We start from the raw sequence: 23,067 nt of genomic DNA, 5'->3' as shown, positions 1-23,067 counted from the left end.
TATGCAAAAGACATTTTTACGCAACCTACAAATTGGTTTTAGCTTATCGCTGATTGTATTACTCATCAGCTCGGTAGCATCATTTATCAGTATCAGGCAATTGCAGCATAGTAATGCTATGGTAGAACATACCAAAAATGTTATTGATGCTTCAGATAAAATCTTATCAGACTTAAAGGATGCTGAAACCGGCCAAAGAGGTTATTTATTAACTGGTAAAGAGGGCTTTTTAGAGCCCTATTATGCGGGCTTAAAATCTCTGCCTGGCTCTTTAAAAGTTGCGATAGATTTAACTCAGGACAATCCTATCCAAGTTCAAAGGTTTGAAGAGCTATCTGGCGTTATAGATACTAGGATGGTGATGCTAAATAGATTGATTGAGGCCAGAAGAAATAGCCAAACCTATGCCGAAACAGATCTAGAAATAGGCAGACAAGCTATGGAAAGCTCCAGAAAAATTATCGCCCAGATAAAAGATACCGAAAACCAATTATTGATAGAAAGAACAGCATCTGTAACCCATTTTAGTAATTATACCACCATATTAATTGTTGCCGCTGCTATTATAGCCATGCTCATAACTTTCTTTTTTTACCTCAGGGTGAGGAATGATTTTATAGACAGAGATAATTTAAGATTAGCCTTAAAAAAGAAAGATGAAGAGATTAGCAAAAGAATACATTTGATACAGGATGTTGCTTTGCAAATTTCTAATGGCCAATATGATATTAGGTTAAATGATGATGAAAAAGATGGCTTGGGAAGCTTAGCTACATCATTAAACACCATGGCTGATGCCTTACAAAAGTCTTTTGCTATATTAAACGATAATGAATGGTTGCAAAAAGGTATTGCAACTTTAAATGAGAAACTGGTTGGCAACAAAACACTTGATGTTATTACACAAGATACTTTAGGCCATTTGGTTAGCTATGGCGAGTGTAATTCTGGTGCTTTATACCTGATGGAAAATGGTTTACTAACCTTACAAAGCGCTTATGGTCTAGAAGAAAGAATGTTGAAGCCTGTAAAATCTGGAGAAGGTATGCTGGGCCAAGTTTACGCTAATGGTAAAGAGAAGCTATTTTCATCTATCAATGATGAAAACTACACCGTTTCTTTTGCTAATGGCAAAGTTAAAGTTAGCCATATTTTAATAGTACCTATTTTATATGATTATAAAGCTATAGGGGTAATAGAACTGGGCTGCTGCCACAGCTTTAATGAAGTTGAGATAGCATTTTTTAAAGATGCTACCAAAAATTTAGGCGTAGCCATTGCCGCAGCTGCAACACGTAAACATGTACAAAGACTTTTAGAAGAAACCCAAGCGCAATCAGAAGAAATGCAAGCACAGCATACAGAACTAGAAAACCTGAATGCAGAACTGGAAGCGCAAACACAGAAATTACAAGCATCAGAAGAAGAGTTAAAAGTGCAGCAAGAAGAGTTGATGCAATCTAACCAAGAGCTAGAAGAGCGCTCTAAATTATTAGAAGAAAAAAACCAGCTTATTGTAGAAAGAAATATAGAGATACAACAAAAAGCAGAAGAGCTTGCATTAAGCACCAAATACAAATCTGAGTTTTTGGCTAATATGTCTCATGAGCTGCGTACACCTTTAAATTCTATCTTGCTACTTTCTAGGTTATTGGCAGAAAACAATGAGGAAAACCTAAATGAAGAACAGATAGAATCTGCAAGGGTTATCCTAAGCTCGGGCTCTGGCTTGTTAACCCTTATTGATGAAATTCTTGACCTTTCTAAAATTGAAGCTGGTAAAATGGACCTTGATTTCCAGAAAGCAGAGCTCCCAGAAATGGTTGACGATTTGCAAGCACTTTTCAACCCTTTAGTAAAAGAAAAAAATATAGACTTCCACATTCATCTTGATGATAATAGCCCTAGCGCTATTGTAACAGATAAAATGCGTTTAGACCAAATTTTAAAAAATCTAATCTCTAACGCTATCAAATTCACTAAACAGGGTCATGTAAAACTCAGCATTCAAAATCATCCAAAAAAGAAAGATTTTATACAATTTTTAGTTGAGGATACAGGTATAGGTATATCAGAAGATAAACAAAAACTGGTATTTGAGGCTTTTCAGCAAGCAGATGGCTCTACCAAAAGAAAATTTGGCGGTACAGGATTGGGCTTATCTATAAGTAGAGAACTTGCCAAATTATTAGGCGGGCAAATTACTTTATACAGCCAAGAAGGTGTGGGCAGTACATTTACTTTAGAAGTTCCGATAGATAGTAGTTTGGTTAAACCCCATGAACCAGAAATAGTAGCTTTAAATAAAATAAACCTGCAAAAACCTATAGATGAGGTTTTATTTACCTCAACAGAAAGCATGTTTGTTACCTCTAAAATACCTGAGGATATTGATGATGACAGAAACCATATTAACCCCGGTGATAAGGTAATTTTAATAGTTGAGGATGATACTGCTTTTGCCAATTTACTCCTAAAATATACCAGAAAACAGAAATATAAAGGTATTGTAATTGTTAGAGGAGATTTAGCTGTAGCGTTTGCAGAGAAATATCAGCCTTTAGCTATTTTATTAGATATACAGCTACCCGTAAAGGATGGATGGACGGTAATGGAAGAGTTAAAATCTAACTCCAAAACCAAGCCTATACCAGTACATATTATGTCTTCTTTAGAAGTTAAAAGAGAAAGCTTATTAAAAGGCGCTATAGATTTCATCAACAAACCGGTTGCTTTAGAGCAAATGGATATCATGTTTAAGAAAATTGAAGATGCGCTAAACAGACATCCTAAAAAAGTACTCATTATAGAAGAAAACCCTAAGCATGCAACTGCATTGTCTTATTTCTTAAGCAGTTTTGATATCTCAACAGAAATAAAAAATAATGTAGCAGATAGTGTAGAAGCCTTAACATCAGACAAGGTAGATTGTATTATTTTAGATATGGGTGTGCCAGACCAAACAGGCTATGAAGCCCTAGAAGCCATCAAGAAAAATGAAGGTTTAGAAAACTTACCTATCATTATTTTCACAGGTAAGAATTTATCTAAAGCAGAAGAAATTAGGATAAAGCAATATGCAGATTCTATTGTGATTAAAACGGTACACTCTTATCAAAGAATTTTAGACGAAGTAGGGCTGTTTTTACACTTGGTAGAAGAAAAGAAAACTGATGTTGTTAAAAAGAAAGTAAACGTTTTAGGCACTTTAAATGAGGTCTTAAAAGGCAAAACTGTTCTTATTGCTGATGATGATGTACGCAACATATTCTCACTTACTAAAGCATTAGAAAAACACCAGATGAAAGTTATTTCTGCTACCGATGGTAAAGATGCTTTAGAACAACTAGAACAACATCCAGAGATTTCTATCGTATTAATGGATATGATGATGCCTGAAATGGATGGTTATGAAACCACCTCCAGAATTAGGAAACATCCAAAATTTAAGAACTTACCTATTATGGCTGTAACCGCCAAAGCAATGATGGGCGACCGTGAAAAATGCATGATAGCCGGCGCATCTGATTATATATCAAAACCTGTCGATATAGATCAGCTATTATCGCTGTTAAGGGTTTGGTTATACCAATATTAAAAAATAAAACATGGAGAAAGTTTATGACAAAAAACACCCTTATACTGATTATAGACGATGATAACAGAAATATCTTCGCTTTAAAGATGGTTCTTAAATCAAAAGGTTTTGATTGTATAGCGGCCAACAGCGTAACGGAAGGGATTACACTTTTAGAACAACATCCGGAAACTGCCTTAATATTGATGGATATGATGATGCCAGAGATGGATGGTTATGAAGGGATTAATGTAATCACACATCATGAAAAAATAAAAAAATTACCCGTTATAGCGGTTACGGCACAAGCTATGCTAGGAGATAAAGAGAAATGTTTAGCCGCCGGTGCAACAGATTACATCTCCAAACCTATTGATATTGATAAGCTTTTATATAGCATAGCTAAAATTTTAAATGATAGAACCTGATTTGATAAAAGATGAAGAACTGGAAAGTCTGCTTACAGAAATTGCAGAACTTTACGGTTATGATTTTACTCAATACAGCAAAGCTTCTATTAAAAGAAGGGTAAACCGCATTTGCCTGATAGATAAGTTTACCAGCTTTGCAGAGCTAAGGTATCAACTTATTAAACAGCCTTCTTATTTACAAAGATTTGTAGAAGAGATTACGGTGAACGTAACCGAGATGTTTAGAGACCCCTCTTTTTATAAAGCTTTAAGAGAACATGTACTCCCACGGTTAGGCACATACCCGTTGATAAGAATTTGGCTAGCAGGCTGCTCTACCGGTGAGGAAGTTTATTCTCTTGCCATTTTAGCTAAGGAAGCCGGTTTAATGCATAAAACTTTATTATATGCTACAGATATTAACCCTAGCGTATTAGAAAGAGCTAGAAACGGTATTTTCCCTATCAGCCAAATGAAACTATACTCTGAAAATTATATCCTCTCTGGCGGGACGCAAAATTTTTCTGAGTACTATACGGCAAATTATGACTTTGCTCGTTTTAACGATGATCTTAAAGAGAAGATGATTTTTGCAACGCACAACCTCGTATCAGACCGCTCTTTTAACGAGTTTCAGCTTATCATTTGCAGAAATGTTTTGATTTATTTTGATAAAGACTTACAAGCAAAAGTTTTTAAACTTTTTGATGAAAGCTTAGAACATTTAGGCTTTTTAGGTTTAGGCTCTAAAGAAACCATCAGGTTTTCTAAATTAGATAGGCATTACCATCAAATATCTACAGAAAAAATATGGCGCAAGCAACAAGAAGATCAAAGAAGGCTTATAAACTTTAACATTTAGCATGGATACCATCTTTTTAATAGGAGGTTCTGCCGGGAGCTTGAAAGTATTACTTGAAGTATTACCAAAGCTTCATCATGATTTAAAGTTTCCCATCATCATTGTACTACACCGGAAAGGTTATACCGATTCGCAATTAGGATATTTATTAAATACTAGAACCAATTTAAAGGTGATTGAGCCTGATGATAAAGATGTTTTAGAAGCTGGCTATATTTATATTGCCCCTGCAGATTATCATTTGCTTATAGAAAGTGATAAAACCATTTCTCTTGATTTCTCTGAAAAGTTAAATTTCTCTAGACCCTCTATTGATGTAACGTTTAGTTCTGCAGCAAAAGTTTTTAAAGAAAATACATTTGCTTTGCTATTATCTGGCGCAAATGCCGATGGGGCTGCAGGTTTAAATTATGTAAAAGCCAATAATGGAACAACACTTGTACAAAATCCGGTAAGCGCAGAGGTAAATTATATGCCTTTACAAGCTATCGCACAATCAAAAATTGATTTTGTCTTAAATCCGGATGAGATTGCTGCATTTATAAACAAGTTAGATGTACCATAAATGCTACGTTAAAATTTATCTGGTGTATGATTTAAACTACTTTCTTTAACATAAATGAATACGAATAAAACGATACTAATCTTTGATGATGATGTAAATATTTTAGAATTATGCTCTATCATCCTGATGGAGTCTGGCTATCAAGTAGAAATTTCTGAAACTTCACATGATATTATAGAAAAAGTAACCAGCATAAACCCAGATGTTATTTTGATGGACAATTGGATACCAGATATTGGCGGTATAAAAGCCACGCAACTATTAAAACAACATCCAGATTTTAAGCATATACCCGTGATTTATTTTTCTGCTAATAATGATATTCATTTACTTGCAGAAACCGCTGGCGCTGATGCTTATTTACCCAAACCCTTTGATTTAGTAGAGCTTGAAAATATTGTTAATGATGTTTTAGAACGCAAGCATCAACAATAAGAAAGGCCTGTTTTAAAGGCCTCTCTTGTTATTCTAATTTATCTGTTTCTTCATAAAGCTTTTCTACCAAAGCTTCATTGTTTTTCAAAATCACTTTACGTTTTAAACTTAGCTTTGGGGTAAGTTCGCCACCATCTATGGTAAACTCCTTAGGTAATAAAGCTATCTTTTTAACTTGCTCCCACTTACCAAAACCTGCATTTAATAGTTCTACCTCAGACCAAACTTTAGCTATAACCTGTTTGTTTTTTATCAATTCGGCGGGCTTTTGTTCGTTTATACCATTCCTGGCGCTCCAATCTAAAAGCTTTTCAAAATTTGGTACTACTAAAGCAGAAGGGAATCTTTTATTCTCGCCTACCACCATAATTTGCTCTATATAAACAGATTCTTTAAACTTATTTTCTAGAACCTGTGGTGCAACGTATTTACCGCCTGCGGTTTTAAAAACTTCTTTCTTTCTATCTGTAATAGCCAAAAAGCCATCTTTAAGCATTCCAATATCTCCGGTATGGAACCAACCATCTGTAATAGCTTCTGCTGTAGCATCAGGGCGTTTGTAATAGCCTGTCATTACACTAGGGCCTTTACATAAAATCTCTCCGTCTTCAGCAATTTTCACTTCTACGTTACCCAATGGTCTACCTACAGTACCAAACATGGTTTCGCCTTTTCTAGGGCCATTAACAGCTATCACTGGCGATGTTTCTGTTAAGCCATAACCTTCTAGTACTTTAATATCTGCACCCCAGAAAACTCTTGCTAAACGCTCTTGTAAAGCAGCACCACCAGAAACTATAACAATAATTTCTCCGCCCAATGCGTCTCTCCATTTACTAAAGATAAGTTTACGAGCTATTTTTAATTGTAACTCATATAAAAAGCCATTTTTACCATCCATTTCAAATTGGTGCCCTAGTTTTAAAGCCCAAAAGAATAAAGCCTTTTTAACTCCTGTTAAAGCTTGTCCTTTGGCAACAATTCTATCGTATACTTTTTCTAACAACCTTGGTACTGTGGTAAAGCAATGTGGTTTTACTTCGGCCAAATTGGCTACTATAGTCTCTAAACTTTCTGCATAATAAACAGATACACCTAAATAAAAGTACATGTAAACCACCATACGCTCAAATATGTGCGAAAGTGGCAAAAAGCTTAATGCCCTTTTTACTTGGTCTGGATAGAGTTGAGATGAATATAAAATATTACTGATTAAGTTTTTGTGGCTCAACATCACGCCCTTTGGTGTACCTGTTGTACCAGAAGTATATATCAGCGTAAGCAAATCATCTTCTGTAATTTGTTGCTTATAAGGTTCTAAATCAATATCCTGATTTTCTTTACCTAGCGATACAATTTCTAACCAGTTTGGCGCTCCACTTACGGTATTAAAAGTGTAAATATCGGTTTGTAAACCTGCTTCATTTTTTACCTTCTGTACCTTTTGATAAAGCTCTTCTGAAGATACAAACACAATTTTTACTTCTGCATCTATCAGAATAAATTTGATATCTGCTTCGGCTAAAGTTGGATACATAGGAACTTGTGTTGCCCCTATTTGCATGATACCAAAATCGCAAAAATTCCACTCGGGCCTATTTTCAGACATGATAGCCACTTTATCATCCTTACCTATACCTTTTTTAATAAGTCCCCGACTTACTTCTTCAGAAATATTGATAAAATCGCTACTGCTATATTTTTTCCATTGACCATTTACCTTAGTGGCCAATATATCTTGACAATTAAAGTTTTGCTTATTGTATTTAAGCAAATCAAACACTCTGCTAATGGCTTCCATAATACATTAATTTATAATTGGTTTATCAATATAGATAATCCTGATTGAACCTCAAAGAAGGTTTTACGATTATTACATTTATTAGAACAACATTATGAGAATGAATTAAAGTTTTAAAGGGAAAAATTAATCTCTGGCATTTGATTTGAGAATGAGGCTTGGATAAATAAAATAAAAAAATGAAACAAAAATTATTGTTATTAAGCTTATCGCTATTGCTTTTAACCTTTTCAAAAGTAAATGCACAAGGTTATAATACTGGAATTGGTTTTAGAGCCGGAGGCTTTGAAAATGGTTTAACCATTAAACACTTTGTAAAATCTGATACTGCTATTGAAGGTATTTTAGGTTTTAGACCTGGTGTTTTTGTGGTTACTGGTTTATATGAAAAACATGCTACAGCTTTTAGCGAGCCTTCTTTAAAATGGTATTACGGCGTTGGTGCCCACATTGGTGGTATTGATGACGGCAGAAGATACAGAAGATACTTTGGTGATGATGACGAAATTTATGATAATGGCTTACTTTTAGGTGCTGATGCTATTTTAGGTTTAGAATGGCAAATGCCTGAAATACCTTTCACTTTAGGTGTTGATTTACACCCAAGATTAGAACTTGCTAGAGGCCCTTTCTTAGATATTGAGCCTGGCTTTACGCTAAGATTTGTTTTCTAAATATTAAATATTTTAGAAACAAAAGAGGAGGCTTTTAAGCCTCCTCTTTTGTTTACATTTTCATCCACTTCTTAAAAACAGCTTTTTGTTGTTCTGTTTGTTTTTTCATTATATCTATTTGCAAGCTCTTATCTGTACTAGCAGCCAATTTGATATTTAACGTCTGGATAATGCCATCTCTATTTAAAACAATCATTAAGTTCTCGCCAACTGCTTTAGTTTTGATATAATCGTTAATATCTTCTACTCTTTCTCCGTTAACGGCAATAATTTCATCGTTAACATTTAAGCCGCCATTCCATGCTGCACCACCTCTTATAACGGTACTGATGATATTCTTTCTTGTTCTAACACCTAAAGAAGGCATTTTAGGGTTCGCCCTGTTTACCAATTCTAAGCCTGCATAAGCTAGAAACTTAGCACAATCTACTTCCGCAGTACCGTTTACATATTTGTTGTAAAACTCATCTAAATTTTCCCCATACTCTTTTTCTAAAGCCTCTTTAAATTCTTTACTGGTAAAACCTCTACCCTTTTTCTTGTAATACTCTTGGTAAGTATTTCTTAAAACATCATCTAAGCTTTTGTTAGCATTGGTTTTATGAATAATTGCTAAATCTAGCATCGCGGCAAGCAAAGCACCTTTGTTGTAGTAAGATATGGTAGCATTGCTACTGTTTTCATTTGGTCGGTAATATTTAATCCAAGCATCAAAGCTAGCCTCTGTTACAGCTTGTACTTTATCACCTCTTTGGTTTGCAATCAAGTTAATCTCTGCTTGTAAGATTTTCAGATAATCAATTTCAGAAATAGCCCCTGTTCTTTGTATAATCAGGTTATCGTAATAAGCAGTAAAACCTTCTGCAATCCATAAATCAGTTGTATAATTCTCGTTTTCATAATCAAACGGACCAAGCGCAATAGGTCTTAACCTTTTCACATTCCATAAATGGAAATACTCATGAGCTACCAAACTTAAAAAATTGGTATAAGTTGCGGCGTCTGTATATCCTGTTCTTTTAGCGCCTAAAACGGTAGAGTTTAAATGCTCTAAACCACCACCTCCATTTTGGTAATGATGAACGATAAAAACATAGCGCTTGTTAGGGTTTTCTCTAAAAATTAAAGTCTCCTCCTCTACAATTTTTGCCATATCTAGTTTCAACTTCTCTTTATCGTAGTTTCCACCACCTACCATAGCAACTTCATGTTTAACTCCGGCAGCATCAAACTCAAAAATATCTTGATTACCAACTTCTATAGGCGAATCATACAACCAATCAAAATCCGGAGCATGGTAAGAAAACTTAGTTCCTTCAATTTTCTCTAAACCAGTAGAAACTTTGCTCCAATTGCTAAAAGGTGTAATATTAACTCGTACAGGCTCGTTTAACCTATCTTTAACAAACATAAATATGCCTGTTGGCGATAAAAAAGCATGGCTAGCATCTATAAAACTAGTTCTTACAGAAATCTCATAAGCATAAACTTTATAGTTTACCACTACTGTTTTATTGCCATTGGTTTTAATCTTCCAAGTGTTCTTCTTTACTTTTTCTGATGATAAAGCTGCCCCAGCATTTGTACTAGCAGTAAAACCTTCTACATTTTTAGAAAACTCTCTTACCAAATAAGAACCTGGTGCCCATACTGGCATGCTTACTTCAATTTCCTTTTTACGGATATTACTAATACGCATTTCTACATCGGCATAATGTGCCTGAGGTTCAGAAAAAGATACTGTGAACTCTATTTTAGAACCATCATCTGCCGCAGCAGTTAATTGAACCATAAAAATGATGATTAAAGTGTTTAGAAAAATTTTAAATGAGTGCATTTTAAGTTTTTATACAAAACTAAAATATTATTCAATATTCAAAAATTTAAGCTGTATGATTGATTTGTAATATAGTTGATACCTTCAACTATTGTGTAAACTTAAATTATAAATTTGAACTTATCTCTTACAATGAAATTTGAAGAACCAATAGCACATCAACTTATACAAGTTACCAAGAAGTATTTAAGTGAATTTAGCAAAATAGCTGGGTATATCCCTATGGAGCGCTATCATTATGTATTACTTATTTTAAGTGAAACAGAAGAGCTTTACACGCAAAAAGAATTGGCAGAAATTTTACAGGTTGATAAATCTTTTATGGTTACCATGATAGATTATTTATCTGATAACGATTTTGTTACACGCGAAGCAGACCAACACGATAGACGTAAGCATTTGATAAAGCTTACGGATAAAGCTAAAAAACTAGTACCTGAAATACATCATATTTTTAAAAATCTTAATGAAAAAGCTTTTAAAAATGTATCAAAAGAAAATATTGGGCGCTTTTTTGACGTGTTAGCACAAATGCAACAAAACTTAACTACAGAAAATACTCACGAGCTTATCCTCGACTTTAAAAAACTTAAACATACAACATGAAAACCAAGTACATTATTTATGTTTTAATTATTGGCTTACTAGGTTATATGATTTATAACCGATTAAGTAAATCATCAGAAACAAAAGGGCCAAAAGGTGGCGCAACCGGCACACCAGCAGGTGGTGGTGCTCCAATAGGTGTAAGCGGTATTATTGTTAAACCAACCCAGTTTTCTAATATAGTTTCTGTTTCTGGAACTATTGAGGCTAATGAACAAGTACAAATAAGAAGCGAGATTTCTGGCTTAATTAGGTCTATCAATTTTACAGAAGGTTCTACCGTTAATAAAGGCGCTTTATTAATTAAGATAGATGATAGAGAGCTACAGGCACAATTAGCACAAGCTTTAACAAGAGAAAAATTAGCCTCAGAGACAGAGTCTCGGTCTAAAAAACTTCTTCAATCAGAAGCCATAAGCCAAGAAGAATATGATAATGCCCTTGCCGAGCTTCGTTCTTTGCAAGCACAAAGTCAATTGGTAAGAGCCCAACTTTCTAAAACAGAAATTAGAGCACCTTTTTCTGGTAAAATAGGTTTAAGAAGTATTTCTAATGGTGCTTACATTACCCCAACAACAGCTATTGTAAACCTCGTTAATACAAACCCAGTTAAAATTACGTTCTCTGTTCCAGAGAAATATGCTAAAAGGGTAAATGAAGGTTCAAGCATATCTTTTACCGTTGCCGGAAGCAGAGAAACTTACTCGGCAAAAGTATATGCTATAGAGCCCGCTGTTGATATCGCTACCAGAACTTTGATTTTAAGAGCTAGAGCAGACAACCCTAATGGAACGCTTCTGCCGGGTACTTTTGCCAATGTTAATTTGCCTTTAGAAAACATCAAAGATGCTATTTTAGTGCCTACAGAAGCAGTGGTTCCTATTTTAAATGGTAAACAAGTTTTTATAGCTGAAAACGGAAAAGCCAAAGCTATAAAAATAGAATCTGATGTTAGAACAGATAAAGAAGTATTAGTATCAGCTGGTTTAAAAGCCGGTGATACCGTATTAACAAGCGGAGTTATGGCTTTAAAACCCGATGCTCCTGTTAAAGTAAGTGTGAAAAACAAATAATACAGATTTATTATCATGAGTATATCAACCACCAGTATAAAAAGGCCAGTTTTGGCCATCGTAATGAATCTGATACTTGTCTTATTTGGTATCATTGGATTTACATTTCTTGGGGTAAGAGAGTTTCCTTCTATAGACCCTCCGGTAGTTTCTGTAAGAACCAATTATCCGGGTGCTAATGCTGATATTGTTGAATCTCAAATTACAGAACCTCTTGAAAAATCTATCAATAGTATTGATGGTATCAAGAATATTTCTTCCTCTAGCAACCAGGGGTCAAGCTCTATTACTATCGAGTTTAATTTGGATAAAAATTTAGAAGAAGCAGCTAATGATGTTCGAGATAAAGTATCACAAGCTGGCCGTTACCTTCCAAAAGATATAGACGGTAACCCAGTAGTTTCAAAAGCTGATGCGAACTCTGACGCTATTATCTCTATGACCATCCAAAGTGATAAAAGAAGCATTTTAGAGATAAGTGATTTTGCAGAAAACGTTATCGCTCAAAGAATTCAAACCATACCCGGTGTTTCTAGTGTACAAATTTGGGGGCAAAAAAAATATGCCATGCGTTTATGGCTAGACCCTGATAAACTTGCAGCTTATGCCTTAACTCCTTTAGATGTTAGAAATGCGCTAGACCAACAAAATGTTGAGCTTCCATCTGGAAAAATATCCGGAGATAATACAGAACTTACCGTAAATACCGTAGGTAATTTAAGTACTGAAGAAGCTTTTAACGATTTAATCATTAAAAATGATGGCACCAATATCATCCGTTTTAAAGATGTTGGTTCTGCTGTATTAGGCCCTGAAAACGAGGAAACCGTTCTAAGATCAAAAGGAAGACCCATGGTTGCCACCGCTATTATACCGCAACCTGGTGCTAACTATTTAGATATTGCTAATGAGTTTTATAAACGTTACGAGCAATTAAAAAAAGAACTTCCTGAAGATTATAAGCTAGACATTGCTTTAGATAATACAATTTTCATCAAGAAATCGGTATTAGAAGTTGCAGAAACGTTAATTATTGCTTTAGTATTGGTAATTTTCATCATTTACCTATTCTTTAGAGATTGGAGCATCGCCTTTAGGCCTTTAATAGATATTCCGGTATCGCTTATAGCTACATTTTTTGTGATGTACTTATTAGGTTTCTCTATCAATGTATTAACCTTATTGGCTATAGTTTTGGCAACAGGTTTAGTTGTTGATGATGGTATTGTAGTAACAGAAAATATCTTTAAAAAAGTAGAAGAGGGTATGTCGCCTTTTGAAGCTGCAATAAAAGGAGCTAATGAGATTTTCTTTGCCGTAATTTCAATTTCTATTACGCTTGCTGCAGTATTCTTGCCTGTTATTTTCTTAGAGGGTTTTGTTGGCCGATTGTTTAGAGAATTTGGCGTTGTTATTGGTGCTGCGGTATTGATATCGGCTTTTGTTTCTTTAACCTTAACACCCATGTTAAATGCTTATTTGATGAAAAGCGGACATAAAAAATCCAATTTTTATCTCAAAACAGAGCCTTATTTCGAGAAGATGAACGAAAGCTACAAGACATCTTTAGCACAATTCTTAAATAAAAGATGGCTCGCATTTCCTATCGTTCTTATCTGTTTTGGAATTATTTTCTTGTTTTGGAACACTTTACCAAAAGAAACTGCCCCTTTAGATGATAGAAGTGGTGTAAATATTCAAATTACAGCTCCAGAAGGTGCTTCATTTGATTACACTGATGCTTTTATTCTTAATCTTGAAGAAAAACTTAATGATTCTGTACCAGAACAAATCAATAATATATCAGTAACATCACCAGGCTTTAGTGGCTCTGGAGCTGCAAACACAGGTTTCTTTAGAATAAGATTAGGTGAAGCAGAAGATAGAGAGCGCTCTCAAATGGAAATTGCAGACCAGCTTACCAGAGTGGTAAGAAAGCTGCCAGAAGCCCGAGCCTTTGTAGTGCAGCAGCCTACAATTTCTGTAGGTAGGGTTCGTGGTTTACCAGTTCAATACATCATACAAGCTAATAATTTTGAGCAGTTGCAAGAAAAGATACCTGCTTTTATGAATGAAATTGGTCAAGACCCAACTTTTACCAATACTGATGTTAACTTGAAATTTAACAAGCCCGAGCTTAATGTAAGTATTGATAGAAATAAAGCACAAAATTTAGGTGTATCCGTAATTGATGTTGCCCAAACCCTACAATTATCTTTAAGTGCACAAAGGTTTGCTTATTTCACTATGAATGGTAAGCAATATCAAGTTATCGGCCAGTTTGATAGGCAAAAAAGAAACGACCCTTATGATTTAACATCCATATTTGTAAGAAATACTAGAGGTGAGCTTATTCAGTTAGATAACCTCGTAAAAATTGAAGAAAGAAGCAGCCCTCCACAAAGGTATCGTAACAATAGGTTTGCATCAGCAACTGTTTCTGGTGGTTTAGCACCTGGTAAAACTATTGGCGATGGTATTGAGGCTATGGAAAGAGCAAAAGAAAAAATCTTAGACGATAGCTTTAGTACAGATTTAGCCGGAGAATCAAGAGATTTTAGCGAGAGTAATTCTAATACCTTATTTGCTTTTGGCTTAGCATTACTTTTGGTTTACCTTATTTTATCGGCACAGTTTGAAAGCTTTATAGACCCAGTTATCATCATCCTAACTGTACCTATGGCTGTGGCCGGAGCTTTCTTCTCCTTATGGTTACTAGGCCAAAGTTGGAACATCTTTAGCCAAATAGGAACCATTATGCTCATTGGCTTGGTAACCAAAAACGGCATTCTTATAGTAGAATTTGCGAACCAATTGAAAGAGCAAGGCATGAGCGTGGCTGATGCCATTAGAGAAGCATCAGTTTCTAGGTTGAGACCTATTTTAATGACCAGCCTAGCTATTGCATTAGGCGCTTTACCTATTGCTATGGCTTTGGGTGCAGCGGCAAAAAGTAGAATGGGCATGGGTACTGTAATTATAGGAGGCACATTGTTTTCATTAATGCTAACACTGTTTGTAATTCCTGCTATTTACTCGTACTGGTCTAAAGAACATAAAGAAAGTAAAGCAGAAAAAGCTGCTAAAGAAATTGAACTAGAAAAATCTATTTAAGCATGAAAATTAATAGGTTATTAATCATAATTGCGTTTTTATTATCTGTAAATAAAGCATTTACACAAGAGAAGCTAAGTTTAGAAGATGCTATAAAAATTGCATTAGAGAACAACTTCGATATAAAAATCAGTAGAAACGTAACAGAAATAAGCAAGAACAACGTTACTCCGGGTAATGCTGGTATGTTACCAGTTGTAACAGGAAATTTAAATGATTTAAATAGGGTAGAAACTAGTGAGGTTGATTTAGCTTCTGGTGGAAGTAGAAATGCCAGAAATGCAAAAAACACCAATATCAACTATGGTGCAAGCTTAAATTGGCGCATTTTTGATGGTTTTAGGATGTTTGCGACTTACGATAGGTTACAAGAATTACAAAAACTTGGTGAGCTAAATTTCAAACTTAACGTACAAAACACCATTGCCAATGTATTAACCTCTTATTACAATTTAATTGCCTTAAACAAGCAATTAGAAGCCACTAAAACCGCCTTAGAAGTATCTAGAGTGCGCTTAAAAAATGCTAATAGCCGTTTTAAAATAGGTAAAGGTTCAAAATTAGAACTTTTGGCAGCCAAAGTAGATTTAAGTACAGATACGAGTTCTTTATTGGTACAAAAAGATTTAATTAAAGCATCAAAAATTAACCTCAATCAAATTTTAGGGAGACCAGCAGAAATTGAATTTGCAGTTGAAGATACCATCATCTTAGATAAGCAGTTGAACTATGAAAATACTAAATCATTAGTTTTAGCGCAGAACCCAGAATTGCAAACAGCGGTTGTAAATCAAAAAATAGCAGAACTTAGCTTAAAAGAAATAAAAGGTGATAGGTATCCTGTTATTGCTTTAACATCTGGCTATAATTTTTCTAATTCAACATCGCCACCAACTGGCTTCGCCATTAGAAACAATACACGTGGTTTAAATTATGGTTTTACCGCTTCTATCAATATTTTTAACGGATTTCAGCAAAACAGAGCAGAAACTAACGCAAAGCTAGAGATAGAAAACGCTCAATTTAATTTAGAGCGTACACAACAAGCTATAGCATCACAATTGCTTATTGCTTATCAAAACTATCAAACCAATTTACAATTGGTAACTTTAGAAGAAAACAATGTTGAAGTAGCTCAAGAAAACTTAAATATTACCTTAGAAAAATACAGACTAGGAAGCATTGTACCTTTGGAGCTAAGAGAAGCACAAAGAAATTTTGTTGATGCTACGGTAAGATATGCCAATTCACAATTCCAGGCAAAATTAGCAGAAGTTGCCATTAAAGAACTGGCCGGTAACATACAGTTGTAACCTAGCGTATAAGACTTAAATAATTCAATTAAAATATTTTCTTTTCATATATTTGTTATCACAATTTAATTTAGATGCCTAATTACAAATACAAAACTGCCCTTTTGGTTGATGATAATTTCATCGATAATATGATTAACCAAAAGATCCTCAATAACTCTGATTTTTCGGAGCATATTGTTGTGAAACAATCTTGTGAATCGGCAATACAATACCTACAAGAACTTATAAACCGTCAAGAAGAACTACCTGAAATTATCTTTTTAGATATTAGAATGCCTATTAAAACAGGCTTTGATTTCTTAGTAGAATTTCAACAACTACAATCTCCTGCGAAAGACCATGTTAAAATTGTAATGCTTTCATCATCTTTAGACCCTAGCGACCATAAAAAAGTAACAGAATTTAATAACGTAACAGACTTCTTTGGAAAACCACTAACGAGTGATTTATTAAAAGATATTTAACATGTTAATTGTTGCTGATAGCGGGTCTTCTGTAACAGACTGGATCTGCCTGTTGCCAAATCAAGAAAAACAGTTTATAGAAACTAAAGGACTTAATCCTTTCTTTGTTTCAGAAAAAGAGATTATTAAGGTCATTAATAGTGTAAATTTATTTCAAGACATCGCACCAAACGTTAAAGAAGTACATTTCTTTGGCGCTGGCTGTAATAGCCCCGATAAACGCGAAATTATTTCCAATGCCTTATCTGTTAAATTTAAAAATGCTTTTGTTAATGTAGAAAGTGATCTATTAGGCTCTGCATATGCCACTTGCGGAACTACACCAGGTTTAAATTGTATTCTAGGTACAGGCTCTAATATTTCTTTTTTGATGGCAGCAATTTACATGATGGCTTACATGGTTTAGGTTATATTTTAGGAGATGAAGGCTCTGAAACTTACTTTGGGAAAAATTTAATAACAGATTTTCTTTATAAAAAGATGCCTGATGATTTAGCAGAAAAATTTAATGCTAAATACAAGCCTAATAAGGAAGATGTTATCAAAAACATTTATCAAAGACCTTTACCTAACCATTATTTAGCCTCTTTTGCCAGTTTTTTAAAAGAAAACATTAATCATTCTTACATTCAGAAAATTATCACTATTGGCTTAGAAGAGTTTATTCAAATAAGTATTTGCACCTATCCAAATTACAAAGAGCTTTATTGCCATTTTGTTGGCGATATAGCTTATCATTTCCAAGATTTTCTAATCCCACTATGTCAAAAATATGAGATTCATGTTGGTAAAATTTTAGAAAACCCTATACATGAGCTGTTTGAGTTTGTAAAAACTAAAGAGGGGTTTTAACGCTCCTTTGTTCTTCTCATACCTATTGCAGCACCAATCGCTAATAAGAACCCAACGCCAGCATCTAAAGGTACATCCACAGGGTCGCATTCACCTGTAGCCTCATTAAAAACTTCATCAAAAGGATCACAAGCATCAACTTGGGCCCAAGTAGGAGCAACTGGAACAACTATTAACAAACAAATAAAAAATATCGCTACACAAATCTTCTTTAACATAATTACCTTTTTACTATCTTTTCTTTTACAACTACTTCACCGCTGATAGACTCTTTTATTTCTAAAATATAAATGCCACTTTTTAATTCCGAAGTATTAAACGCTAATAATTCTTTTATATAGGTATTCCTTATAGTTAAACATTTTTTGCCTTCTAAAGAATAAATATTTACATCATATATGGTGTTACCGCTTGTTTGTAAAGATACAGACAAACCACTATCAAAAGGATTTGGAAACACCTTTAAAGTACCAGTATCGTCATTTTTTAATGAATCTAGTTTATCTAAAGTACTCATGATAACTTCGAATCTACTTGATGATGAAGAGCTATTGGTAGTATTTACGGCAAACTGATAAGAGAAGTTTTCATCTATATCTACAAAACTGTTCAAGTATTTGTCTCTTAAAATAAGCTTGTAACCTTTAGGAATATTTTTCAAATCTTTAACTTCTAAATTATATTGTCCATTAGTAGTTCTTAAGAACAAAGGTACAATTGAAGTCTTGGTATTTTGTTTGGTAAAATTTAAGCTAAGTACCTTATTATCAGCACTATAAGAACCTAACAGAAAATTTCCTGATAAGACTTTCGTATTATCATACACATCAGAGGCCTCGTTACCGCTTTCATCAAAATAAATTCTTGTTCTATCCAAATCTGTATTACTATTTTTTAAATGCAATCCTATTTGAGGTATTAAATCTGCTTTTAAATTACGGCTTAACCCTATAGGCCTATTTAATACGGTATTAGCTCCTTGCTGACTCGATTTACTAGACTCTGTAAAAGTAACTTGTGGAGAAGAGGCACTATTAGCCCTTAAGAAAAAAGCGCCACCACTTGGAATAATAACATTTGCAGAATTACCATTATCGTCTAATCCTGTTGTAAGATTTACAGATAAAAAAGAATTCGTAAATGTTCTATCATAAACATAAGCCGTATTGCTGATGTTTGATAAAGTTAATAATCTTAAATCTATTGCCGAAGCATAAGGATTTCCTAATAAGTTTAATCCATCTAAAGATGTATTAGCATGAGATGAGAAGTCTAGATTTACTGCTATATTTTGCTGATTAAGAACTCCTAAATAATCTATAACTGTACTTTCGGGAATTGAGTAGGGTAAATTATATTTGGATGTAGCATTCGTCTTATTACCAATATAAAAATATAAGAATCCTCTACCTGTTTGTATGGTATTACTCAAATTTGATAAGGAAACATATAAATTACCTGCATTAGTACCTGCTTCATTATAAGTTTTTATGAGGTCTATATTTCTTGTTCCTGCATCGGTATTAAATCCACCTGCAGCCCCTGCACTTCCGGTAACATAAACATCATCAGATAATTGAGAGAAAGACAAAGCATTTGAACCATTATGTACAGGAAATGAAAAAGATCTAAAGCCTCTGTCTCCTCCATTAATAAATCTTTGAACTGTTACATTACCTGTAATTGAGCATCCAGACGGAATTGTTGTAACCTGTGCTGTTGAACCTGAGCTAGACAGTAGAGTTAAATTATTACTCCCTGTTGCAAAAACTGTATTAGTGCCGCCAACGGTTAATATGTCAACTATAGATAATCCATTTTCTAAACTTATAGTTCCAGAATTATAAGTACGTAAAATTAAATTACGTAAAATAGAATTACTCCCTGTTTGATTAAATCTGATAGTTGTAGCCCCTGTAGGATTTCCGTCTAAAGTTAAATTTGAAGAATTCGAACCACTTAAACTTCCTGTAGAATTTAAATTAGCAGTAAAAGAATTGCCAGCACCATTACCTACGGTTAAGGTAGCGTTACCCATAACTAAATTTGCTCCATCAACTAAAGTTAAATTGTTGTTTATCTGAAAAAAACCAGGATTTACGCTATATACCAAAGTTATAGTACTTGCTCTGTTTATGAGTAGCGAGCCAACAGCATTACTATTCAGAAGTCTTAGATTTGTATTACCTCCTGATCCTTCAAAACTAATAGTACTTGTACTTACTGAAGATAAAAAACCAGAACCTGTTATTGTCCCTCTTAATGTTAAACTTGTTGAAGCTCCTATTGCTAAAATATCTGAAGAGTTGGTTAAAATAAGATTACCATTTATAGTAAGTGTACTACCTCCTGTTAAACTTAAAGTACTAGTCTTACTGATGGTCACATTAGGCAAAGAAAGACCACTTGCTACGGTTGAAGGAGAGGCCCCTCTAAATAAAAATATAACATTTAAAGTCTCTGAACTTAAATTGATAATACTTCCGCTTGTTCTTGAAATACCCCCAAAAACAGATATAGTTCTTGGTAAGGAATTTGTACTCGTGAAATTTAAATTAAGATTGAATGCTCCTAAATTAATTTCATCTATCTCTATAGCGCCTGTACCACTAACAGTACAATTACCAAATAAATTTAGTTCTGCTGACCCTAATCTTAATCTGGCAGTTCCATTCACGGTTAAGTTACCCGATAAATTTAAAACAGCTGCAGAGTTAGAGGCAATTAATTGCGTTCCCGATAATAGTGTTAAAGAAGCTAAGTTATCCGTAGGCCCGGTTAGCGTAATAGGAGCATCAATAATGACATCATCACCATTAGTAGGAACTACACCCCCCGACCAAGTGGCAGGGTCATCCCAGTCTCCGAGTAGAGTTATAGATGTTATAGTTGCGCCTTTGGAAGTATTACACAGCAGCACCAATAAAAATGTAAGTACTAAAAGTACTCTTGTGTAATTATCCTTCATAATTTAATTTAAATGAACAATAAAACACCTTATCTAATAAGTGCGGCCAGATAAGTAGACTTATGCTATTTATCATAATTTAAGAAGTTGAGAGTCAGTAATTAGATTGCAAATCTATCAATATTATTTTTAATAAACCTATGCCTAACTTAATAAAAAATTAATTAAAAATCAATTTCTAATCCTTACCTACGAGGAAATTTTATAAACAGTTTTAGACTTAAATAATTCTCCCGCTCTTAGCCTCACAGAGGGGAAATGAGGATGATTTGGGGAATCCGGATGATGTTGTGTTTCAAAACAAAAGCCACTTCTGCGCTCATAATAATTCCCCGCCTTCCCTTTATCTTGAGCATTTAAGAAATTACCTGTATAAAATTGCATCCCGGGCTCTTCTGTAAATACTTCTAATTTCAAATTAGAAATATCGCCAATAGCTATAGCGGCATGGGTTAAACCATCCACACTTTTATTTAAAACAAAAGAATGGTCGTAACCGCTACCATTTAAAAGTTGCGCATCTTCTTGTGCTATATCTTGAGCTATCGGTTTTAACACGCTAAAATCAAAAGCTGTATTTTCTACCTCTATAAATTTCCCCGTTGGTATACATGCTTCGTTTATTTCTACAAAACTGCTAGCATTTATTTTTACAGCGTGATTGAGGATTGTTCCACTGCCTTCTCCGTTTAAATTGAAATAAGCATGGTTGGTTAAATTAATAATGGTATCCTTTTTAGAACTAGCTTTATAATCCATAACAAGTTCATCATCATCTGTTAAAGTAAAAGTAATACTTGCTGCTATAGGTCCAGGAAAACCGCCTTCGCCATCAGCATAAGAGATGCTCAGCTGAACAAAAGTATTATCTCGCTGTACCACATCCCATACTTGAGCATGAAAACCCTTTGTACCGCTATGTAGATTATTTAAACCATTATTTTGTTCTAACTGATAAGTAATATCATCCAAAGTAAACTTACCTTTTGCAATACGGTTTGCAAAAGGGCCAGCGGTAACGCCATGATAAAGCTCTGTTGCGTTTAAATATTCTTTTATGCTATTGAAACCAAGCACTGTATCAACCCAATTTTGTTTATGGTCTTGAACAATAAAATGGGTTATTCTGGCGCCATAATTACAAATTCCTACCTGTGTGCCCTTCCTATTTTTTAGAACCACTAAAGCAGTAGCTACACCTTCAACTTGGGTAATAAATGCTTGTTTTAAAGTCTCTAGATTTGTCATTACAATAAATAAAGTCTAAAAATACAAAAAGGTAGCTGTTGGGCTACCTTTTTTATATCCTTAATATAAAATTACTGAGTAGAAAATTTATAAACTGTTTTAGTTTTATAAGTCTCGCCCGGTTTTAGAATGGTTGAAGGGAAACTTTTCTGGTTTGGAGAATCGGGGAAATGCTGGGTTTCTAAACATAATGCAGATCTAAATTGATAAGCTTTACCGCCCTTACCATCTTTAGTCTCTCCGGTTAAAAAGTTACCACTATAAAACTGTAAACCAGGTTCTTCTGTTAAAACTTCCATCAAAATTCCAGTTTTAGGGCTATATAAATTTGCTACAAGCTGTAAACCTGCGGTTTTGTTTAGCACAAAATTATGATCATAACCTTTACCCTTTTTTAGTTGTTCATGGTCTTCATCAATACGAGCACCTATTAAAGTAGCTTTTCTAAAATCAAATGGGGTATTTGTTACATCCATTAAAGTTCCTGTAGGAATTAAGCCTTCATCAACCGGAGTTATAGCATCAGCTTTAATGGTTAATAAATGATCTAAAATGGTAGAATCTCCTTCACCATTTAAATTAAAATAAGCATGATTGGTTAAATTAACCGGGGTTGCTTTATTTGTTGTGGCCTGGTAGCTGATATCGATACTGTTGTCGTCTGTCAAAGTATATGTTACATCAACTTCCAATGTTCCTGGGTAACCACCTTCACCATCTTTAGAAGTATAATGAAGTTGTAAAGTATTTTCGGTTAAAGCTTTAACATCCCAAACCTGAGCATGAAAGCCCATCTTACCGCCATGCAAAGTATTTACACCATCATTAGCATCTAACTTATACTCTTGACCATCTAAGGTAAATTTAGCTTTACCAATTCTGTTACCATAACGCCCTATTAAAGCCCCAAAAAATGGCTCTCCTTCTTTTTGAAATGTTTCTACTTCATCATAACCTAAAGAAACATCAACAAATTTCCCCTCTTTATCTGGTACAATTATACTTACAATACGACCGCCATAATTGGTGATAGCAACTTGCATATTGTTCTTATTCTTAAGCACATACAAGTTACTTCGCTTACCTGCAATATCTTTCTGAAAGTTTACCGAATCTGGAATTTTCACTATATTTTGCATAGTATCTTGCTGATTACCTTTTTGTTGATTGTTAGTACAGCTACCAAATGCTAGACCAATAATCATACTTAAATAGAATATTCTTTTCATTGATTTTAGGGTTATAATTTAAATCTAAGATATTAA

19 protein-coding genes are annotated in these 23,067 nt (G+C 34.2%); 13 read left to right on the top strand and 6 right to left on the bottom strand.

What is annotated here, in order from left to right; translation table 11 throughout:
- Position 1: 1 nt before the first annotated feature.
- From FYC62_RS15650 to FYC62_RS15630, 5 genes are read left to right on the top strand one after another with little or no spacing between them, the layout of a single operon-like run.
- Positions 2-3,598, top strand: a complete 3,597-nt coding sequence (locus FYC62_RS15650) for a response regulator (RefSeq protein ID WP_149075617.1) — start codon at positions 2-4, stop codon at positions 3,596-3,598.
- Positions 3,599-3,621: 23 nt separating this feature from the next.
- The gene (locus tag FYC62_RS15645; protein WP_149075616.1) at positions 3,622-4,005 is read left to right on the top strand and encodes a response regulator; all 384 of its coding nucleotides are present in this window, start codon (positions 3,622-3,624) and stop codon (positions 4,003-4,005) included.
- Positions 3,992-4,849, top strand: a complete 858-nt coding sequence (locus FYC62_RS15640) for a CheR family methyltransferase (RefSeq protein WP_149075615.1) — start codon at positions 3,992-3,994, stop codon at positions 4,847-4,849. Before FYC62_RS15645 ends, FYC62_RS15640 begins: the two co-directional genes overlap by 14 nt.
- Before the next feature lies 1 nt (position 4,850).
- Positions 4,851-5,414 carry a chemotaxis protein CheB gene (locus tag FYC62_RS15635; protein WP_149075614.1) on the top strand — a complete coding sequence of 188 codons (564 nt, stop codon included), beginning with the start codon at positions 4,851-4,853 and terminating at the stop codon, positions 5,412-5,414.
- 54 nt (positions 5,415-5,468) lie between these two features.
- Positions 5,469-5,849, top strand: coding sequence for a response regulator (locus FYC62_RS15630; RefSeq protein ID WP_149075613.1), 381 nt, complete (start codon positions 5,469-5,471; stop codon positions 5,847-5,849).
- A gap of 28 nt (positions 5,850-5,877) precedes the next feature.
- On the opposite strand, the gene FYC62_RS15625 is transcribed toward FYC62_RS15630, so the two are convergent.
- Positions 5,878-7,650, bottom strand: coding sequence for an AMP-dependent synthetase/ligase (locus tag FYC62_RS15625; RefSeq protein WP_149075612.1), 1,773 nt, complete (start codon positions 7,648-7,650; stop codon positions 5,878-5,880).
- Between the two features lie 179 nt (positions 7,651-7,829).
- Between FYC62_RS15625 and FYC62_RS15620 the strand changes: the two genes are divergently transcribed.
- A complete protein-coding gene (locus FYC62_RS15620) occupies positions 7,830-8,324 on the top strand; it encodes a hypothetical protein (RefSeq protein ID WP_039452644.1) in 495 nt (164 codons plus the stop codon).
- Positions 8,325-8,376: 52 nt separating this feature from the next.
- Here FYC62_RS15620 and FYC62_RS15615 read toward each other — a convergent pair whose 3' ends face one another.
- A complete protein-coding gene (locus FYC62_RS15615; protein WP_149075943.1) occupies positions 8,377-10,116 on the bottom strand; it encodes a M61 family metallopeptidase in 1,740 nt (579 codons plus the stop codon).
- A gap of 177 nt (positions 10,117-10,293) precedes the next feature.
- Between FYC62_RS15615 and FYC62_RS15610 the strand changes: the two genes are divergently transcribed.
- The 7 genes from FYC62_RS15610 to FYC62_RS18075 all read left to right on the top strand — a co-directional run bounded on the left by FYC62_RS15610 (position 10,294) and on the right by FYC62_RS18075 (position 17,586).
- Positions 10,294-10,767 (top strand): MarR family winged helix-turn-helix transcriptional regulator, encoded by a 474-nt coding sequence (locus tag FYC62_RS15610; RefSeq protein ID WP_149075611.1) that lies wholly within the window; start codon positions 10,294-10,296, stop codon positions 10,765-10,767.
- Positions 10,764-11,840, top strand: coding sequence for an efflux RND transporter periplasmic adaptor subunit (locus FYC62_RS15605; protein ID WP_149075610.1), 1,077 nt, complete (start codon positions 10,764-10,766; stop codon positions 11,838-11,840). The genes FYC62_RS15610 and FYC62_RS15605 overlap by 4 nt, the downstream gene beginning before the upstream one ends.
- Positions 11,841-11,855: 15 nt before the next feature.
- Complete coding sequence (locus FYC62_RS15600; protein ID WP_149075609.1) at positions 11,856-14,954, top strand: efflux RND transporter permease subunit; 3,099 nt, start codon at positions 11,856-11,858, stop codon at positions 14,952-14,954.
- 2 nt (positions 14,955-14,956) lie between these two features.
- Positions 14,957-16,267, top strand: a complete 1,311-nt coding sequence (locus FYC62_RS15595) for a TolC family protein (protein WP_149075608.1) — start codon at positions 14,957-14,959, stop codon at positions 16,265-16,267.
- 74 nt (positions 16,268-16,341) lie between these two features.
- Entirely contained in the window at positions 16,342-16,734 is a 393-nt protein-coding gene (locus FYC62_RS15590) for a response regulator (protein ID WP_039452656.1), read from the top strand.
- A gap of 1 nt (position 16,735) precedes the next feature.
- Positions 16,736-17,140 (top strand): hypothetical protein, encoded by a 405-nt coding sequence (locus FYC62_RS18080; RefSeq protein WP_317131500.1) that lies wholly within the window; start codon positions 16,736-16,738, stop codon positions 17,138-17,140.
- Positions 17,141-17,214: 74 nt separating this feature from the next.
- A complete protein-coding gene (locus FYC62_RS18075) occupies positions 17,215-17,586 on the top strand; it encodes a hypothetical protein (protein ID WP_317131499.1) in 372 nt (123 codons plus the stop codon).
- On the opposite strand, the gene FYC62_RS15580 is transcribed toward FYC62_RS18075, so the two are convergent.
- The 4 genes from FYC62_RS15580 to FYC62_RS15565 form a co-directional block, all read right to left on the bottom strand.
- The gene (locus FYC62_RS15580; protein WP_149075607.1) at positions 17,583-17,804 is read right to left on the bottom strand and encodes a hypothetical protein; all 222 of its coding nucleotides are present in this window, start codon (positions 17,802-17,804) and stop codon (positions 17,583-17,585) included. The genes FYC62_RS18075 and FYC62_RS15580 overlap by 4 nt on opposite strands.
- Positions 17,805-17,806: 2 nt before the next feature.
- The gene (locus FYC62_RS15575; RefSeq protein WP_149075606.1) at positions 17,807-20,554 is read right to left on the bottom strand and encodes a T9SS type A sorting domain-containing protein; all 2,748 of its coding nucleotides are present in this window, start codon (positions 20,552-20,554) and stop codon (positions 17,807-17,809) included.
- Positions 20,555-20,743: 189 nt separating this feature from the next.
- On the bottom strand, positions 20,744-21,802 hold the full coding sequence (locus FYC62_RS15570) for an aldose epimerase family protein (RefSeq protein WP_149075605.1): 1,059 nt from the start codon (positions 21,800-21,802) through the stop codon (positions 20,744-20,746).
- A gap of 71 nt (positions 21,803-21,873) precedes the next feature.
- Positions 21,874-23,031 (bottom strand): aldose epimerase family protein, encoded by a 1,158-nt coding sequence (locus FYC62_RS15565; RefSeq protein WP_149075604.1) that lies wholly within the window; start codon positions 23,029-23,031, stop codon positions 21,874-21,876.
- Between the last annotated feature and the right edge of the window lie 36 nt (positions 23,032-23,067).

Source organism: Pedobacter aquae, assembly GCF_008195825.1.
GTDB classification, from domain to species: domain Bacteria; phylum Bacteroidota; class Bacteroidia; order Sphingobacteriales; family Sphingobacteriaceae; genus Pseudopedobacter; species Pseudopedobacter aquae.
Note: the sequence above shows the minus strand (reverse complement) of the source record. Positions and strands in the feature narration are given on the sequence as shown.

Coding starts and splice junctions, on each gene's coding strand:
- FYC62_RS15650 (WP_149075617.1), top strand. CDS start 2: ATGCAAAAGACATTTTTACGCAACCTACAAATTGGTTTTAGCTTATCG.
- FYC62_RS15645 (WP_149075616.1), top strand. CDS start 3,622: ATGACAAAAAACACCCTTATACTGATTATAGACGATGATAACAGAAAT.
- FYC62_RS15640 (WP_149075615.1), top strand. CDS start 3,992: ATGATAGAACCTGATTTGATAAAAGATGAAGAACTGGAAAGTCTGCTT.
- FYC62_RS15635 (WP_149075614.1), top strand. CDS start 4,851: ATGGATACCATCTTTTTAATAGGAGGTTCTGCCGGGAGCTTGAAAGTA.
- FYC62_RS15630 (WP_149075613.1), top strand. CDS start 5,469: ATGAATACGAATAAAACGATACTAATCTTTGATGATGATGTAAATATT.
- FYC62_RS15625 (WP_149075612.1), bottom strand. CDS start 7,650: ATGGAAGCCATTAGCAGAGTGTTTGATTTGCTTAAATACAATAAGCAA.
- FYC62_RS15620 (WP_039452644.1), top strand. CDS start 7,830: ATGAAACAAAAATTATTGTTATTAAGCTTATCGCTATTGCTTTTAACC.
- FYC62_RS15615 (WP_149075943.1), bottom strand. CDS start 10,116: ATGGTTCAATTAACTGCTGCGGCAGATGATGGTTCTAAAATAGAGTTC.
- FYC62_RS15610 (WP_149075611.1), top strand. CDS start 10,294: ATGAAATTTGAAGAACCAATAGCACATCAACTTATACAAGTTACCAAG.
- FYC62_RS15605 (WP_149075610.1), top strand. CDS start 10,764: ATGAAAACCAAGTACATTATTTATGTTTTAATTATTGGCTTACTAGGT.
- FYC62_RS15600 (WP_149075609.1), top strand. CDS start 11,856: ATGAGTATATCAACCACCAGTATAAAAAGGCCAGTTTTGGCCATCGTA.
- FYC62_RS15595 (WP_149075608.1), top strand. CDS start 14,957: ATGAAAATTAATAGGTTATTAATCATAATTGCGTTTTTATTATCTGTA.
- FYC62_RS15590 (WP_039452656.1), top strand. CDS start 16,342: ATGCCTAATTACAAATACAAAACTGCCCTTTTGGTTGATGATAATTTC.
- FYC62_RS18080 (WP_317131500.1), top strand. CDS start 16,736: ATGTTAATTGTTGCTGATAGCGGGTCTTCTGTAACAGACTGGATCTGC.
- FYC62_RS18075 (WP_317131499.1), top strand. CDS start 17,215: ATGCCTGATGATTTAGCAGAAAAATTTAATGCTAAATACAAGCCTAAT.
- FYC62_RS15580 (WP_149075607.1), bottom strand. CDS start 17,804: ATGTTAAAGAAGATTTGTGTAGCGATATTTTTTATTTGTTTGTTAATA.
- FYC62_RS15575 (WP_149075606.1), bottom strand. CDS start 20,554: ATGAAGGATAATTACACAAGAGTACTTTTAGTACTTACATTTTTATTG.
- FYC62_RS15570 (WP_149075605.1), bottom strand. CDS start 21,802: ATGACAAATCTAGAGACTTTAAAACAAGCATTTATTACCCAAGTTGAA.
- FYC62_RS15565 (WP_149075604.1), bottom strand. CDS start 23,031: ATGAAAAGAATATTCTATTTAAGTATGATTATTGGTCTAGCATTTGGT.